The sequence below is a fragment of the Pseudomonas sp. P4_C8 genome (assembly GCF_056401975.1).
Window position 1 is genome coordinate 102690 of the sequence record NZ_JBFUIH010000008.1, and the last position, 16665, is coordinate 119354.

At 57.3% G+C, this 16665-nt stretch carries 18 protein-coding genes; 13 read left to right on the plus strand and 5 right to left on the minus strand.

Annotated elements, in window-relative coordinates:
• Positions 1-36: 36 nt before the first annotated feature.
• Genes AC1DWM_RS07150 through AC1DWM_RS07160 form a run of 3 tightly spaced genes read right to left on the minus strand, consistent with a single transcriptional unit; the run spans position 37 to position 3621 of the window.
• Positions 37-618 carry a cob(I)yrinic acid a,c-diamide adenosyltransferase gene (locus tag AC1DWM_RS07150; RefSeq protein ID WP_477794899.1) on the minus strand — a complete coding sequence of 194 codons (582 nt, stop codon included), beginning with the start codon at positions 616-618 and terminating at the stop codon, positions 37-39.
• Between the two features lie 3 nt (positions 619-621).
• A complete protein-coding gene (locus AC1DWM_RS07155; protein WP_223511832.1) occupies positions 622-2658 on the minus strand; it encodes a sensor histidine kinase in 2037 nt (678 codons plus the stop codon).
• Positions 2659-2703: 45 nt separating this feature from the next.
• On the minus strand, positions 2704-3621 hold the full coding sequence (locus AC1DWM_RS07160) for a putative 2-dehydropantoate 2-reductase (protein WP_223511834.1): 918 nt from the start codon (positions 3619-3621) through the stop codon (positions 2704-2706).
• Between the two features lie 140 nt (positions 3622-3761).
• Between AC1DWM_RS07160 and AC1DWM_RS07165 the strand changes: the two genes are divergently transcribed.
• Together AC1DWM_RS07165 and AC1DWM_RS07170 are read left to right on the plus strand one after the other, a co-directional pair.
• The gene (locus AC1DWM_RS07165) at positions 3762-4247 is read left to right on the plus strand and encodes a YajQ family cyclic di-GMP-binding protein (protein WP_007906601.1); all 486 of its coding nucleotides are present in this window, start codon (positions 3762-3764) and stop codon (positions 4245-4247) included.
• A 144-nt stretch (positions 4248-4391) separates the two neighbouring features.
• A complete protein-coding gene (locus AC1DWM_RS07170) occupies positions 4392-5234 on the plus strand; it encodes a mechanosensitive ion channel family protein (RefSeq protein WP_223511835.1) in 843 nt (280 codons plus the stop codon).
• A 142-nt stretch (positions 5235-5376) separates the two neighbouring features.
• On the opposite strand, the gene AC1DWM_RS07175 is transcribed toward AC1DWM_RS07170, so the two are convergent.
• Positions 5377-6723 (minus strand): OprD family porin, encoded by a 1347-nt coding sequence (locus AC1DWM_RS07175; RefSeq protein WP_223511836.1) that lies wholly within the window; start codon positions 6721-6723, stop codon positions 5377-5379.
• A gap of 871 nt (positions 6724-7594) precedes the next feature.
• On the opposite strand from AC1DWM_RS07175, the gene AC1DWM_RS07180 reads away from it, so the two are divergent.
• On the plus strand, positions 7595-8020 hold the full coding sequence (locus tag AC1DWM_RS07180) for an HIT family protein (protein ID WP_223511837.1): 426 nt from the start codon (positions 7595-7597) through the stop codon (positions 8018-8020).
• Between the two features lie 3 nt (positions 8021-8023).
• A complete protein-coding gene (locus AC1DWM_RS07185) occupies positions 8024-8230 on the plus strand; it encodes a SlyX family protein (protein ID WP_223511838.1) in 207 nt (68 codons plus the stop codon).
• 74 nt (positions 8231-8304) lie between these two features.
• On the opposite strand, the gene AC1DWM_RS07190 is transcribed toward AC1DWM_RS07185, so the two are convergent.
• Positions 8305-8907 carry a cold shock domain-containing protein membrane protein gene (locus AC1DWM_RS07190; protein WP_317849322.1) on the minus strand — a complete coding sequence of 201 codons (603 nt, stop codon included), beginning with the start codon at positions 8905-8907 and terminating at the stop codon, positions 8305-8307.
• A gap of 541 nt (positions 8908-9448) precedes the next feature.
• Here AC1DWM_RS07190 and AC1DWM_RS07195 point away from each other — a divergent pair.
• The 9 genes from AC1DWM_RS07195 to tolQ all read left to right on the plus strand — a co-directional run bounded on the left by AC1DWM_RS07195 (position 9449) and on the right by tolQ (position 16653).
• Entirely contained in the window at positions 9449-9787 is a 339-nt protein-coding gene (locus AC1DWM_RS07195; RefSeq protein ID WP_223511839.1) for a ribbon-helix-helix domain-containing protein, read from the plus strand.
• 136 nt (positions 9788-9923) lie between these two features.
• Entirely contained in the window at positions 9924-10145 is a 222-nt protein-coding gene (locus AC1DWM_RS07200) for an FmdB family zinc ribbon protein (RefSeq protein ID WP_010457489.1), read from the plus strand.
• Between the two features lie 111 nt (positions 10146-10256).
• A complete protein-coding gene (gene aspS, locus AC1DWM_RS07205; RefSeq protein ID WP_477794900.1) occupies positions 10257-12032 on the plus strand; it encodes an aspartate--tRNA ligase in 1776 nt (591 codons plus the stop codon).
• A 116-nt stretch (positions 12033-12148) separates the two neighbouring features.
• Positions 12149-12895, plus strand: coding sequence for a YebC/PmpR family DNA-binding transcriptional regulator (locus AC1DWM_RS07210; RefSeq protein WP_223511841.1), 747 nt, complete (start codon positions 12149-12151; stop codon positions 12893-12895).
• Between the two features lie 158 nt (positions 12896-13053).
• Positions 13054-13578 (plus strand): crossover junction endodeoxyribonuclease RuvC, encoded by a 525-nt coding sequence (gene ruvC / locus AC1DWM_RS07215; protein WP_223511843.1) that lies wholly within the window; start codon positions 13054-13056, stop codon positions 13576-13578.
• Positions 13579-13693: 115 nt separating this feature from the next.
• Complete coding sequence (gene ruvA, locus AC1DWM_RS07220) at positions 13694-14311, plus strand: Holliday junction branch migration protein RuvA (protein ID WP_223511844.1); 618 nt, start codon at positions 13694-13696, stop codon at positions 14309-14311.
• Entirely contained in the window at positions 14312-15373 is a 1062-nt protein-coding gene (gene ruvB / locus AC1DWM_RS07225; RefSeq protein WP_007945842.1) for a Holliday junction branch migration DNA helicase RuvB, read from the plus strand.
• 127 nt (positions 15374-15500) lie between these two features.
• Complete coding sequence (gene ybgC / locus AC1DWM_RS07230) at positions 15501-15968, plus strand: tol-pal system-associated acyl-CoA thioesterase (protein WP_223511846.1); 468 nt, start codon at positions 15501-15503, stop codon at positions 15966-15968.
• Positions 15958-16653, plus strand: coding sequence for a protein TolQ (gene tolQ, locus AC1DWM_RS07235; protein ID WP_223511847.1), 696 nt, complete (start codon positions 15958-15960; stop codon positions 16651-16653). Before ybgC ends, tolQ begins: the two co-directional genes overlap by 11 nt.
• Positions 16654-16665: the final 12 nt, after the last annotated feature.

Consider the following 16665-nt stretch of genomic DNA (forward strand, 5'->3'; position numbering starts at 1 on the left):
CGAGCCTGCTCGCGATGGCGTCTTTGAATACGCCGACTAAACCTGAGGTTTAGCAGCCGCCTGCCAAAGAATCTCGGAAACCCCCTGCCGCTTGGCAATCAACCGCGCCACCACAAACAACACATCCGACAACCGATTGATATACGCCAACCCAACCCCGGCGAGTGGTTCGATCGCATTCAACTGCTGGCACCGCCGCTCTGCACTGCGCGCCAGGCTTCTGCACACATGCGCCTGAGCGATCAGCGCTGAACCGCCCGGCAAAATGAAATTCTCCAGCGGCCCCGACTCTTCATTCCACCGATCAATCGCCGCTTCCAGGCGTTCGATTTCCGCCGCGTCCAGCGCTTGGTACACCGGCATCGCCAGCTCGCCACCCAGGTCGAACAACCGGTGCTGACAAGGCGCCAAAACCTCGATCACCTCGTTCAACCCCGGATACGTGACGCTTTCTGCGGCCAAGCCGGCCAGCAGCACGCCGATTTGACTGTTCAGCGAATCGACTTCGCCAATGGCCTCGATTCGCGGGTGGTCCTTGGGCACTCGGCGGCCATCTCCGAGCCCGGTTTCGCCTTTGTCGCCAGTGCGGGTGTAAATCTTCGACAAGCGAAAGCCCATGGGTTACCTCGATAGCTGATTGAGTTCTTGAGAGGAGACCGTCGTGCCCGACAAGGGCAGGCGCAAGGTGAAGCAGGTGCCTTGGCCCGGCGTCGATTGCACTTCCATCTGCCCCTTGTGATTGTTGGTGATGATGAAATAGGAGACTGATAGGCCCAAGCCAGTGCCCTGGCCGATTTCCTTGGTGGTGAAGAACGGTTCGAACGTGCGCTTGCGCACGCTTTCGCTCATGCCGATGCCATTGTCTTCGACCTGGATTTCCGCCCATGGCGGATTCAGTCGAGTACGCAGAATGATCCGCCCCGGTTCGCTGTCATCTTCACGCTGGTGAATGGCCTGGGCCGCGTTTTTCAACAGGTTGAGCAGCACTTGTTCCAGTTCGTTGGCTGTGCCGGGCACCGGGCCCAGAGCCGGATCGAAATGGCGAATGATCGCCTGGCCCTTGAAGTCAAAACCGATCGCCAGGTCGAAGTCATTACCGGCGATTTCCACCGCTTGATCGATCAGCGCGGGCAGGTCGCAGGGGGCCATTTGCCGGGTGCTGCGGCGGCTGAAGCTGAGCATGTGCGTGACAATCTTCGCCGCGCGAGCGCCAGCCTGCTGAATGCCATCCAGCAATTGCGGCACTTCACGCACTTGCAGGTAGCGGTTGACCGTGTCCAGTTCGACACCGATCTGCTCGGCCTGCTCCATGTTCTTCGGCAGATCAGGAGACAGGCGTCGGCGAATGTTCTGCACGTTATGCAGGATCGCGCCCAAAGGGTTATTGATTTCGTGGGCCATGCCGGCGGCAAGGCCTCCGACCGAGAGCATTTTTTCCGACTGCACCATCATTTCTTCCAGGGACAGACGCTGGGTAATGTCATCGATCCGGATCACCACGCCGCGCCCGGCGCCGCCCATCAGCGGGTAAAAAGTCAGGGCGTAATGTTTGGGCTCATCATCCTTGAACCACGTTACCCGCTCGATCTTGGCCACGGTGTGCTGCTCGACGGTTTGCTTGAGCTGCGGCAGAAACGGCTTCAGCGGTTCGAAGGCGAGGAAGATCGGCTGGTTCAAGGCTTCGTCCAGGCGCGTGCCGGACAGGGCGCTGGCCTCTTGATTCCACTGGGTCACGTAAAGCTGTTCGTCGAGGGCGATCAGCGCCGATGGCATGGAGTCGATAATGCTGTTGAGGTAGTTCTGGAAGCCGGTGAGTTTTTTCTCAATCTTGCTGCGCACCTGGACTTCGAGTTCCAGCTTGCGATTGGTATGGCGCGTTTCTTCGGCCAGGCCCTGGGCCTGATCATAAGCGGCCTGGGAGTCGTCGCGGGCACGCTTGAGTTGCTGCTCCCGGGCTTCGATCCGCGAGAGCATGGTGTTGAACGCTTCGGCGAGGCTGCCGATTTCGTCGTGGTTGCCACGGGAGGCACGCAGCGCGTAGTTCTCTTCGCGGGTCACTTGCCGGGACAGTTCTTCGAGCTCATGGATAGGCCGTGTGATCAGGCGTTTGATTTGCCGGGCGATCACCAGCCACAACAGCACGCTGAAAATCAGAATGCCCAGGCTGGCGGTCAGCGTGCCGGTGTAGAACGCCATTGGCAATTCGCTGCTGGCCACCAACAGTAAATGGCCGGGCTCGGTGCCGGGACGGGGCAGGGTGATCAGTTGATTACTGCGAAACTCGGTCGCTTGCCAGGCTTCAATGTGCTGATAGCGCCCCGGCAGACTCAGTTTGTCGCCATGCTGCAACTGCGCCAGCCGTTCGCCCTTGCCGTCATAAAGGGCTGCCGCACGCAGGGGTGAGTAACTGTCGAGTTCGTTGAGCAGGCGTTCGGCGTTTTGTGGCGACTTTAAGGCATCAGCCACCATGCTGGGGTTGGACACCAGTCGGCCAATGGTCTGTAAGGCTTGGGGCGCCATGCTTTCCTGGGAGATGTAATACGCCGCGCTAATGAACGTCAGGTTGGCGACCAGCAGTATGGTGATCAACAGCACCAGCAGGGCAGCCAGTAACTTTTGGCCGACGGGGAGGTTTTCGAGGCGCTGGCGCAGTGGCATCAGGTTCGTCGCTGAAAAGGAACAAGTGGCCAGCGTAGCCGCTGCTCAGTCGCTGGGCAATCCAAGGCTGTGCAGATGGCCGATCAGCCGTTGCTGTAATTGATGGAGGTGGGGCAGGTTGAGTTGGTGACGCGAGGCTACTTTGCAGACGTAACCCAGCAAGTAGGTGATTTCGGTGCGGCGCATATTCGCTACATCCTGGTACATCGAGGAGTAATTGGCTGCTGTGGCATGGATCACGCGTTCGACTTCCTGTTGCAGGTTTTCTGCCGCCGCGGGCTGGCCACAACGCTCCAGCAACTCGGTCAATTCACCGCAAAGGGTAGCGACTTCGCACTGGTGCTCCTGCAATCCGCCATTGCGGCAATTGTGAAGGACGGTCAACGGATTGATTGCACAGTTGAGCGCCAGCTTGCGCCACAGCCGTGTGAGGATGTCGGTGCTCCATTCATGGGGAATCCCGGCGGCCGTCAGGTCATCCAGCCAGATCGGCGCAACTGGATGGCCGGCATCACCCAGCCAGGTGTAACCGTGACCCGCGAATACCACACGCCAGTCGCCATCGCGAAACGCACCTTCAGTACTCGATGCACTCACGCAACGGGCTTGTGGCACCTGCGCTGCGACAGCGTCCTGACTGCCGAGGCCGTTCTGCAACAGGATCAATTCGGCGTCGGGCGTCAGGCGTGGCGCCAGTTGCGCGACGGCTTTCTCGGCGTCGTAGGCCTTGCAGGCCACCAGCAGGCGTCTGATCGGTTCGCGGTTGTCGGGTGTTTCGCCGGGGATGTCATAGCTGTTGGCTTCGCCGTGCTCGACCAGCGTTAAACCGCCCGCAGCTTGATACGCCTGCAAGCGCTGCGCATCCCGAACGATCAGCCTGACCGGCAATCCGGCCCGAGCCAGGCGCGTGGCCCACAACGTGCCGAGGCTGCCGGCACCCAATACATGCCAAGGGGTCGACATCAGATTTTTACTCGGTTTGAGGCAGGCATGTGAGGCTCGCAGTATGGGTTGGAAAAGACCCGTTATAATGAGCCCGATTTTAACCGCAAGCCAAGCGCGCGCCATCGCAATCGAGTGCGCCTTTTTATTGGAGAGATTACATGCCGTCGTTCGACGTGGTATCCGAACTGGACAAACACGAAGTCACCAACGCGGTCGAAAACGCCGTCAAGGAACTCGATCGTCGTTATGACCTGAAGGGCAAGGGCACGTTCGAGTTCAAGGAAAAGGACCTGACCGTCAACCTGACCGCTGAAGCCGATTTCCAGCTCGAAGCGATGATCGAGATCCTCAAGCTGGCGCTGGTCAAGCGCAAAATCGACGTGCAGTGCCTTGAAGTCAAGGATGCCTACGCGTCGGGCAAGCTGATGAAGCAGGAAGCGGTCCTCAAGGAAGGCATCGACAAAGAGCTGGCGAAGAAAATCGTCGCTCACGTCAAAGACGCCAAGCTCAAGGTCCAGGCCGCCATTCAGGGTGAACAGGTGCGTATTACCGGCAAGAAACGTGACGATTTGCAGGAAGCCATTGCGGCCCTGCGCGCCAAGACGTTCGATATGCCGCTTCAGTTCAACAACTTCCGCGACTGACCTTATCAATGCGGGAACCCTGTGGGAGCGAGCCTGCTCGCGAAAGCGGTGTGTCATTCAAAAGTGATGTCGACTGATATGCCCTCTTCGCCGGCAAGCCGGTCTCGCTCCCACCCGGATTGCGCTTAACCCAGGAGAAAGTAGATGGATTTGAATACTGAAGTGGACAATCTGGTCAAGGCCTCTCAGGCCTGGATCCCGATGATCATGGAATACGGCAGTCGTGTACTGCTGGCAGTGATCACCCTGGCCGTCGGCTGGTGGCTGATCAATAAAGTGACGGAAAAGCTCGGCGGCCTGTTGGCGCTGCGTAACGCCGACCTTGCGCTGCAAGGGTTCATCAGCAGCCTGGCTAATATCATTCTCAAGGTTTTGCTGATCGTCAGCGTAGCGTCGATGATCGGTGTGGAAACCACGTCGTTCGTCGCGGCCATCGGTGCGGCGGGGCTGGCCATTGGTCTGGCCTTGCAGGGCAGCCTGGCAAACTTCGCCGGCGGCGTGTTGATTCTGCTGTTTCGCCCGTTCCGGATCGGTGACTGGATCGAAGCCCAAGGTGTTGCCGGTACTGTCGACAGCATTCAGATCTTCCACACCGTACTGCGTACCGGCGATAACAAAACCATCATCGTGCCTAACGGCAACTTGTCGAACGGCATCATCACCAATACCAATCGTCAACCAACGCGCAAAGTGGTGTTTGACGTGGGTGTGGACTACGAAGCGGACTTGCAGAAGGCCCGTGAAGTTTTGCTGGAGCTGGCCAAAGATCCGCGTGTATTGACAGATCCGGCACCTCAGGCGGTGGTTTCTACTCTGGGTGACAGTTCGATCACTCTTTCGCTTCGGGTCTGGGTAAAGACAGCCGACTACTGGGATGTGATGTTCATGTTTAACGAACAGTCCCGCGATCGTTTGAAAACTGCCGGTGTTGATGTTCCGTTGCCACAGCGGATGATTCGTGTGGTTCAGGAATCTGCGGTGCAGTGATTGTTTTTTGATCATGTCTGACTATTTGGTCAGGCATGTTTCTCACGGATTTGATCGTTTTAACGCATTGTTTCCAGCCAACGAAAAAAGGCCCATCCGAAGATGGGCCTTTCTTTGATTACCGGGTGCTAACTTTCTGCAATTACAGAATGTTGAGCGGGTAGTCGGTGATCAGGCGGAACTCTTTGATATCGCCTTCGCCTTCGTCAGCATTGGCGTAGTGCCATGCTTGACGGATGCGGAAGGACAGATCTTTGGCTGGGCCGGATTGAACCACGTACTTGGCTTCAAAGTTGATTTCGTGGTGTTTGCCGTCTTCGCCGTACAGACCAGCGTAAGCGCTGCCCGCTGGAGTCTTGGTGCCGTCGATGTTCCAACCATCCACGTAACGGGTCATGAAGCTCAGGCCAGGTACACCATATTCAGCCATTTTCAGGTCGTAACGGGCTTGTACCGATTTCTCGCCAGGACCGTTGAAGTCGGAGTACTGGATGGAGTTGGCGAGGAAAATCGAGTCGCCACCGCGGTTGTTCTTGCCCACGCCGATGTAGTCGAACGGAGTATCGCCGTTAACCTTCTGGAAGCCCAGGGTCAGGGTGTGCGCATTCAGGAACGAGTAAGCAGCAGCCAGCGAGAAGGCGGTGTTGCTGATTTCGCCTGCGTTAGCGTCGCCGGTGTCCTGAGTGTTGTAGATGTTACCGTCGAAGTTCAACGACTGAGTGCCACCCAGTGCGAGGGTGTAGTTCGCGTTGGCGTAGTACTGGTTCCAGATGTTATCGAGCTTGGCACCGTAGAACGAAAGGCTCAGTGCATCGGTGGCGCCCCATTTGATGCCTGCGTAGTCGATGTTGTCGGCTTCTACGCCAGCGTACGTTGCAAACAGGCCGCCGTCACGGGCGTTTTTGTCCTGGCTGGTCGCCGAGTAGAAGTGACCGCCTTCCATGTCAATGTTGTTGAATTCGCTGCTCTGCAGTTGGAAACCGCTGGCAGTTTGAGGAAGGATACGGGAACCGCCAACAGCGAACACTGGAGCAGTGCTTGGCTGCATGTCACCGGCTTTCAGCTCGGTTTTCGATACGCGAACTTTAACGGCGCCGCCGGCTTTGCCTTGGCTGTCGTTGACATGGCGATTGCCATTAGCGTTAGCGGTATCGCTACGGCTCATGTTGCCGGTGCCACCGGTGCCGTCGCCACCATCCAGTTTGATTGCCAGGTAACCGAATGTATCAACGCCAACGCCAATCAGGCCCTTGGTGTAACCGGAGCTGTAGTTGCCCCAGATGCCCTGGGTCCAGTCTTTCTGGTCGTTGGCGCCATTTTTGTTGTCACGGTTGAAGTAGTAGTTGCGAACCAGCAAGTTCAGCGAGCTGTCTTCAACAAAACCTTTGGCTTCAGCCTGGTCACTTACGAAAGGTGCGGCCGTAGCCAACTGAGTACTGGCTGCTGCTGCAACTGCCAGTGCGATGGTGCTCCACTTCATCACGCGCATCGTGATTTGCTCCTTTGGTTTTAGAAGAGTACTGCCGTCCACCTGATTTATTATCTGGGCGGCTCTTTCTTTTTGTGTCGGCGCAAACTTATATCACGCCGACTCTATTGGCGATACTTGCGTATCCATCCTTTCGGCTTCTTTACGACCCTGTCGCAAACAAGTCGGTAGATGTCGCAAATTTACAGCATTAATGCAAGCGGACCGACAACTTTAGCGTTGTTTTCCAGGGCTTGAACTTCGGTAAAAAGAGTCCTTGGTGAAACGTTTGAATCTCCATCGGGCAACCCTGCCGCTGTTTTTATTTGCCTTGAGCCTTCCACGTCCCGCAGAGGTTTCAAGGTGATGTGGGTGTGAATGCAACAAACGTGCACAAATTGGCAGTTTGTTGGCTTTTTTTCTTCTGGCCTGCCTTTCGCTGTAAAAACCTCATAAAACCGGGCGTTTCAAGCATGTTTTATGAGGCTTGACGCAAAGGTTTGCATCGTGTTTCAGCATACGGGTCGGCGGCGTAACAATGTAAAACGTTACCGGTCCACCCTGCAAGTGAGTAGATGGCGGATGCTGACGCGCTCAGCGTAGACGAACTGTGCGATTTTGGTGCAGAAAATTTTAACCGCTGTACCGAATTCATACAGTGCTGTCATTTGTCCGAATCGAACAGATCGTTGTTAATCAGTCATTTCAGTGTTTTTGGCCTCAAAGCTGGTTCTGTAGTGGTGCGTATTGGTGAAAATGCCTCATGTCGGGGCGTGTGTCTGTTCGTGAAGCCAGCGCCGTTCGCAGGTATGCTGCCGTCCTGTCGCTTGGTGCGCCGTCCTTCGGAAGGGGCGCTAAGCTGAAAAATGAGAACCAGGCGGGAGTGCGCACAGTGTTCGCTTTAGATCCACGGCTTCAACAAGACACGTTACCGATCGGGGATTTCCCGCTCTGCCGGTTGCTGTTGTCCAACGATTCGAATTACCCCTGGTTCATCCTGGTGCCTCGTCGTGACGATATCAGCGAGATATTTCAGTTGAGTGTCGCCGAGCAGCAACAGCTGTGGCAGGAGACGACTGCGTTGGCAGAAACGCTGAAGGATTCGTTCGACGCCGACAAGTTGAATGTCGCGGCCTTGGGTAACGTTGTCAGTCAGCTACACATGCATGTGATTGTGCGCAAGCGTGATGACGCCGCCTGGCCTGCTCCGGTCTGGGGCAAGCTTGCGGCCACGCCTTACACTGCGGAGCAGATCGCAGCGATTCGCGAACGCCTGCGTTTGGTATTGGCCGAAGACTTTACGTTTCTGGAGGGTTGAATCATGAGCCTGGAAGAACGCGTTACCGATCTGGAGAGCCAGTTGGCGTTTCAGGATGACGCCCTTCAGTCGTTGAGTGATGTGCTGGCGACGCAGCAGCGTGCAGTTGAACGCCTGCAGCTGCAAATGGCTGCACTGCTCAAGCGGCAGGAGGAAATGGCCGGCCAATTCGAATCCTTCGAAGAGGAAGCGCCACCGCCGCATTACTGACTTTTTATGATAAAGAAGTAGGCAATAAAAAACCGCGAACAGCCTGGCTGTTCGCGGTTTTTTTTAGCCTTGAATCAGCGACGCGGCAGGGCGGCGATCACATCTTCGGCTTGCAGGCCTTTGTCACGATTCATGACAGAGAACTCCACACGCTGGCCTTCGACCAGAACGCGGTGACCTTCGCCACGAATTGCCCGGAAATGCACGAAAATATCATCGCCGGAATCGCGGGAAATAAAGCCGAAGCCTTTGGATGTGTTGAACCACTTGACGGTGCCGGTATCGCGGTTGCTCATGTCATAGCTTGGCGAGGCGGCGGCTGGTGAAGATTTGTAGAAGCTGACGCCCAGGTGCAGCAAAACGGCGGACAGGGCAGCTAACAGGCTGAAGAGAACGGCAGGTTGACCGGCGATGACAGGCATCGGCGCGAGCAACGTCAGAACTTGCAGGAAGACGGCCAGAACCAGCAGCACGCTGACCAGGTTTTGCAGTTGGTGGCGCGGGCCTTTGTTCCAGTAAGGGATAACAGGAGCAAGGGTGAGGTTCAGCAGGCCGAAAAACGCCAGGTACAGCGCATCGGGTTGTTGCAGGTAAGGGACCGCTTCAGCTCGCAGGCTGGGGATGAAGGACAGCAGCAGGGCGGCTGCGCCCGTTAGCAGGTGGACGATTTTCAACATTTTAATTAACTCGCGTTAAGACGGATCACAAGGAAGAGCTGATGGAGCACGGTTCGCTTCAGAACAATAAGAGGCGTTGGACACGTACCCGGTATCAGCCTATGCGCTGCCCCCGGAAAAATAGGCGGTAGCGACACACTGCCTATTTAACAGCAAAGCCTGCAGCTACTCAAATCAGGCAGTCCGGCGGTGCTCTGGTGTTCGACTTGTTGCGGGTCATGTAAGGAAGTAGCCGGCGTGCCCGGCACCGAAGATATGATCAAACAGCTTGCCGAGGGGGCAGGAGGCAGTCAGGTCCTTGGGTTTTGTTCTCTTTCTGGCTTTTTACTTCATCAGGTCTCTTTTGCACGGGGTAAAACGCGCCTGAGCGCGTAGGAAAATGGCCGGCCTAGGACGGGCTCCATGATCCCCCTTTAGCTGTTGGCTTATCCTACGTGGATGGTCATAAAGTCATCTGGATATACCTTTGCGCCTGCGCTTTTATAAGGCAACAGATGTAGCTCTCTATAGAAGGCAAGGATGGCAAAGGAGTGTCAGCGATATGGTTTACGAAGACAGGCTGGGCGAAGGGAGTCTCGGTCCGACCAAGGATATTAGGGTTGATCCGTTCGTCAGTGAATTTGATATGGGGCTGGCCCGGCCTTTATCCCGCTCGGTGCGTTTGAATGGTTTTGCGACCTGCTTGCGGCTTGAGCAGGTCTACTGGGATATTTTGGGTGATATGGCCAAGGTCAATTGCTGTTCTGTCAGTGCGCTGCTGTCCCATGTGGACCGCGAGGTGCATTTGCGTCACGGCGGGGTCAAGAACTTCACAGGGCTGGTGCGGGTTGTCTGTGTCGTGCGCAGCTTGAAGGAAGGGGGCTGCATTGTGATGCCCTAGTCGCAGCGGCGTGAGGAGTTGAGTGTCAGTCTGTGCAGTCTTACGGCTGCACAGGCTGCATTTAATGGATATAATCCCGCTCTTTGCCGCAAAACCCAGCGTGTGCGGTAGCAATCTGATCGCCGAGACAACCCCCATGCCGATGTACGACTATCAATGTGCTTCCTGTGGTCATCAGTTGGAAGCCATTCAAAAGATCAGCGCAGCACCGCTGGTCGACTGCCCTGCCTGCCAGGCGCCAGAGCTTAAAAAGATGCTGTCCATGCCAGGCTTCCGCCTCAGCGGCACTGGCTGGTACGAAACCGATTTCAAGACCGGCTCGAAGAAGAACCTGGCCGGCGGCGACAAAGCTGACTAGAGCCTGAGTTGAACCACACGCGTGAGCGCTTGCATCATCCGGCACCTTTATCAAGGGCAGGATGTGCAGGTCTCCAACCGAATTTCGATTACGAGAAGTGAAACCACTACCATGATGCGCAGCCATTATTGCGGCCAACTGAACGAAAGCCTGGAAGGCCAGGAAATTACTCTTTGCGGTTGGGTTCACCGTCGCCGTGACCACGGTGGGGTGATTTTCCTCGATATCCGTGATCGTGACGGTCTGGCCCAGGTGGTGTTCGACCCGGACCGCGCTGAATCCTTCGCCGCGGCCGATCGCGTGCGCAGCGAGTACGTCGTGAAGATCACCGGCAAGGTTCGCCTGCGTCCGGCCGGTGCCACCAACGCCAACATGGCGTCGGGTATGATCGAAGTCCTCGGTTACGAACTGGAAGTGCTGAACGAGTCGGAAACCCCGCCGTTCCCGCTGAACGAGTTCTCCGATGTCGGCGAAGAAACCCGCCTGCGCTATCGCTTCCTTGACCTGCGTCGCCCGGAAATGGCCGAGAAGCTGCGTCTGCGTTCGCGCATGACTACCAGCATCCGTCGCTACCTGGACGAGAACGGCTTCCTCGACGTCGAGACTCCGATCCTGACCCGCGCCACCCCTGAAGGTGCTCGCGACTATCTGGTGCCGAGCCGTACCCACGCCGGTTCGTTCTTCGCCTTGCCGCAATCGCCGCAGCTGTTCAAGCAACTGCTGATGGTGGCCGGCTTCGACCGTTACTACCAGATCGCCAAGTGCTTCCGCGACGAAGACCTGCGTGCCGACCGTCAGCCTGAGTTCACCCAGATCGACATCGAGACCAGCTTCCTCGATGAAAAAGACATCATGGGCCTGACTGAAGGCATGATCCGCAACCTGTTCAAGGAAGTGCTGGATCTGGAATTCGGTGAATTCCCGCACATGACCTTCGAAGAGGCCATGCGTCGTTATGGTTCCGACAAGCCGGACCTGCGTAACCCGCTGGAGCTGGTTGACGTTGCCGATCAACTCAAAGAAGTTGATTTCAAAGTGTTCAGCGGCCCGGCCAATGATCCGAAGTGCCGTATTGCTGCCTTGCGCGTTCCAGGCGCGGCGAGCATGCCGCGCAAGCAGATCGACGATTACACCAAGTTCGTCGGCATCTACGGTGCCAAGGGCCTGGCGTACATCAAGGTCAACGAGCGCGCCAAAGGCGTTGAAGGTCTGCAATCGCCGATCGTCAAGAATATCCCTGAGGCCAACCTCAATGTAATCCTCGATCGCGTTGGTGCGGTTGACGGCGACATCGTGTTCTTCGGTGCCGACAAAGCCAAGATCGTCAGCGAAGCCCTGGGCGCGTTGCGAATCAAGGTGGGTAACGACCTGGACCTGCTGACCTGCAAGTGGGCGCCAATGTGGGTCGTCGACTTCCCGATGTTCGAAGAGAACGACGACGGCAGCTTCAGCGCCTTGCACCACCCGTTCACCGCGCCGAAGTGCACGCCGGAAGAACTGGAAGCCAACCCGGCGACCGCTCTGTCCCGTGCCTACGACATGGTGCTGAACGGCACCGAGCTGGGTGGCGGTTCGATCCGTATCCACCGTAAGGAAATGCAGCAGACTGTGTTCCGCCTGCTGGGTATCAACGAAGCGGAACAGGAAGAGAAATTCGGCTTCCTGCTCGACGCCCTGAAGTACGGCGCGCCGCCGCACGGTGGTCTGGCCTTCGGTCTGGATCGTCTGGTGATGCTGATGACCGGCGCCCAGTCGATCCGTGAAGTGATCGCCTTCCCGAAAACCCAGAGCGCGGCGGACGTCATGACGCAGGCACCGGGTCAAGTGGATGCCAAGGCATTGCGCGAACTGCACATTCGTCTGCGCGAAACACCAAAGGCTGAGTAAGGCTGACCGCAAAGGCGCATCCTTTTGGGTGCGCCTTTTCTTTAGGTCGAGATTTTTTGTTGCTGGCCGACACTGTGTGGGGCGGGCAATGTTTCAAAGATAATTCGGAGCGAGTTATGGCGGGTCATTCCAAGTGGGCGAACATCAAGCACCGCAAAGAACGTCAGGATGCCAAGAAGGGCAAGATTTTCACCAAGTGGATTCGTGAACTGACTGTTGCTGCCCGTCAGGGTGGCGGTGATCCGGGCTCCAACCCGCGCCTGCGTCTGGCGCTGGACAAGGCCCTTGGCGCGAACATGAGTCGCGACATCATTGATCGCGCGGTTGCACGCGGCGCGGGTGCTGCCGACACCGACGACATGGTCGAGTTGAGCTATGAAGGCTACGGCCCGGGCGGTGTGGCGGTGATGGTCGAGTGCATGACCGATAACCGTAATCGCACTGCCGCTGCTGTTCGCCACGCGTTCAGCAAATGCGGCGGCAACCTCGGCACCGACGGTTCCGTGGCGTATCTGTTCGAGCGCAAAGGGCAGATTTCCTTCGCGCCAGGCGTTGATGAAGACGCGCTGATAGAAGCGGCCATGGAAGCCGACGCCGATGACGTAGTCACCCACGAAGATGGCTCGATTGACGTGTTCACATCTTTCGCTGGCTTCTATGCCGTGCGCAATGCGTTGGAAGCGGCTGGTTTCAAAGGTGAAGACGCAGAAATCGTCATGCTGCCGACCACCAGTGCCGAGCTGGACCTGGAAGGCGCCGAGAAGGTGCTCAAGCTGATCGACATGCTCGAAGACCTGGATGACGTGCAGAACGTCTATTCCAACGCGGACATTCCGGAGTCGGTGGCTGCACAGCTCGGTTAAGGGCGACTAGGATCTATTGTGGGAGCGATTCTGCTCGCGAATGCGGATTTTCAGGCAACATCGTTGCTGAATATGAAACCGCTTTCGCGAGCAGGCTCGCTCCCACATTTGTTATTCGCTGAATTGAATATTGTGCTTTTACTGAACCCGCAGGCGTTATGACTTTAATTTTGGGTATCGACCCCGGTTCGCGTATTACCGGTTATGGCGTGGTGCGCGATACCGGGCGTGGCTGTGTGTACGTCGCGTCGGGCTGCATTCGCACGGGCTCGGGAGAATTGCATGAGCGTCTGCAGATCGTTTATCGCGGCGTGCGTGAAATCATCCAGACTTACGGACCGGTCACCATGGGCATCGAAAAGGTGTTCATGGCGCGCAATGCCGACTCTGCACTGAAACTGGGTCAGGCGCGCGGTGCTGCAATCGTTGCCGGTGCCGAAGAATGCCTGGAAATCGCCGAGTACACCGCGACCCAGGTCAAGCAGGCAGTGACCGGCACCGGCGCGGCAAATAAAGAACAGGTGCAGATGATGGTCATGCACATGCTGAAATTGACCAGCAAGCCGCAAATCGACGCCTCGGACGCCCTGGCCATTGCCATCTGCCATGCTCACACCCGTTCCAGTTTGTTACCCCATGGCCTGGGGACGGCACGCAGTCGTGGCGGGCGCTTGCGTCTCTGATAGCATCAGCAGTCTTTTTTATGGAATGAGGGTTGTCGTGTCTGTGTCGTCGGCGCGACCCCTTGTTCTGTTCGTCGCCAGGCATTGATCTGGCCAACGCTCAAGGATCTGAAACGTGATTGGACGCTTGCGCGGCACACTGGCTGAAAAACAGCCGCCGCACCTGATTCTGGATGTAAACGGTCTGGGGTATGAGCTGGAAGTGCCCATGACCACGCTGTATCGCTTGCCGTCGGTCGGTGAACCGCTGACCTTGCACACCCACTTGGTCGTACGCGAAGACGCGCAGTTACTCTATGGTTTCTTCGGCAAGCGTGAGCGAGACTTTTTCCGCGAGTTGATCCGTCTCAACGGCGTAGGGCCAAAATTGGCGCTGGCGTTGATGTCGAGCCTGGAAGTCGATGAGCTGGTCCGTTGCGTGCAGTCCCAGGACACCTCGGCGCTGACCAAGGTGCCAGGCGTGGGCAAAAAAACCGCCGAACGTTTGTTGGTGGAACTCAAGGATCGCTTCAAAGCTTGGGAAACCGTACCGGCGATGTTCGCCCTGGTGCCAAACCAGCCGGGAGGGTCAGACGCGCCGGCTCCGGTTGCCACCGCCGAAAATGACGCGGTCAGCGCGCTGATCTCCCTGGGCTACAAGCCACAGGAGGCCAGCAAGGCGATTTCCGCGATCAAGGAGAAAGGTTTGAGCAGTGAAGACATGATTCGTCGTGCCCTGAAGGGAATGATTTAAGTGATTGAAGCTGATCGTCTGATTACCGCCGCGCCCGGTCCTCGTGATCGCGAGGAAGTCCAGGATCGGGCGATTCGTCCTGTCAGCCTGGCCGAATACATCGGCCAGCCGACTGTTCGCGAGCAAATGGAGTTGTTCATCCAGGCCGCCCGTGGGCGTAACGAGTCGCTGGATCACACGCTGATCTTCGGTCCGCCGGGCTTGGGGAAAACCACCTTGGCGAACATTATCGCCCAGGAAATGGGGGTGTCGATCAAGAGCACGTCGGGGCCCGTGCTTGAGCGTCCGGGTGACCTGGCGGCGCTGTTGACCAACCTTGAACCTCACGACGTGCTGTTCATCGACGAAATCCATCGCCTGTCACCGATTGTCGAAGAAGTGCTGTACCCGGCCATGGAAGATTTCCAGCTCGACATCATGATCGGTGAGGGGCCGGCCGCGCGTTCGATCAAGCTTGATTTGCCGCCATTCACTCTGGTCGGTGCAACGACTCGTGCCGGTATGTTGACCAACCCCTTGCGCGACCGCTTCGGGATCGTCCAGCGCCTGGAGTTCTACAGCACCGCTGACCTCGCCACGATTGTCAGTCGTTCGGCGAGCATTCTTGGTTTGCCGCTGGACCCGGAAGGCGCCTTTGAAATCGCCCGTCGTGCTCGCGGTACGCCACGGATCGCCAACCGTCTGTTGCGTCGGGTGCGCGATTTCGCCGAAGTGCGCGCCAAGGGGCACATTACCAAGCCGATTGCCGACCTCGCTTTGAATCTGCTGGACGTCGACGAACGTGGTTTCGACCACCAGGACCGGCGTCTGCTGTTGACCATGATCGAGAAGTTCGACGGTGGTCCGGTCGGAGTGGACAGCCTGGCCGCCGCCATCAGCGAAGAACGCCACACCATTGAAGACGTGCTGGAGCCCTACCTGATCCAGCAGGGCTACATCATGCGCACCCCGCGGGGGCGAGTGGTGACCCGGCATGCATATTTGCACTTCGGTTTAAACATTCCGTCACGAATGGGCGAAATGCCCGTCGTAGACGAGTTCCTTGATGCCGTGGACGATTAATAATCTTTGCGCACTGATATATTCGGCGTTTGTGCGGTCCCAGGACCGTACTTTTGCCGCAAAGCCGCAGATCAATGAAAAACAGTTGCCTGGCCGGATTGGCAACCTGAGGAGTAAGCACTAGAGTATGCGCGCGCAAAACGGGCTTGAGCCGTTCGCACATCGTTGTCGCGTTTATTACGAGGACACCGATGCCGGCGGCATCGTGTATTACGTCAATTACCTCAAGTTTATGGAACGGGCTCGAACCGAGCGGCTCCGGGATCTGGGCTTTGCCCAATCGGCGCTGGTAGGGGAGGACCTGTTGTTTGTCGTGCATTCCAGCGAAGCGCGTTACCACGCGCCGGCGCGACTGGACGACGAGCTTCTGGTAAGCGCTGAAGTAATCGAATTGAACCGTGCCAGCCTGCGCTTCAAACAGCAGGTCAGGCGGGCTACGGATAATGTGCTGCTCTGCGAGGGGCAGTTTTTGGTGGCCTGTGTGCGCACTGACAGTTTAAAACCCCGGGCCATTCCCGAAGCTCTACGTGCGGCCTTTGCCGACGTGAGCGGCGCGGGTACACACTCAAAGCAGGAGATTAAGCGTGGAAGCTAACGTCGTCGACCATACCTCCATGTGGAGCCTGGTCAGCAATGCCAGTATCGTGGTGCAACTGGTAATGCTGATCCTGGTAGCCGCATCGGTCACCTCATGGATCATGATCTTTCAGCGCAGCAATCTGCTGCGCGCCGGTCGACGTGCCCTGGAGAGCTTTGAAGAGCGCTTCTGGTCGGGTATCGACCTGTCCAAACTCTACCGTCAGGCCGGCAGCAACCCTGATCCGGATTCGGGCGTCGAGCAGATCTTCCGTGCCGGCTTCAAGGAATTCTCCCGTCTGCGCCAGCAGTCAGGCGTTGACCCGGAAGCGGTCATGGAAGGTGTGGCCCGTGCCATGCGCGTTGCCATTTCTCGCGAAGAAGAAAAGCTTGAACAGAGCCTGCCGTTCCTCGCTACCGTCGGTTCCGTCAGCCCGTACATCGGTCTGTTCGGTACGGTCTGGGGCATCATGAACTCCTTCCGTGGTCTGGCCGCTGCCCAGCAAGCGACCCTGGCCACTGTGGCTCCAGGTATCGCCGAAGCACTGATCGCCACCGCGATCGGTCTGTTCGCCGCCATCCCGGCCGTTATCGCGTACAACCGTTTTGCTGCTCGCAGCGAAACCCTGCTGGGCCGTTACTACACCTTCGCCGACGAATTCCAGGCGATCCTGCACCGCAAAGTGCACACCAGCGAAGAATAAGCAGGTAATTTC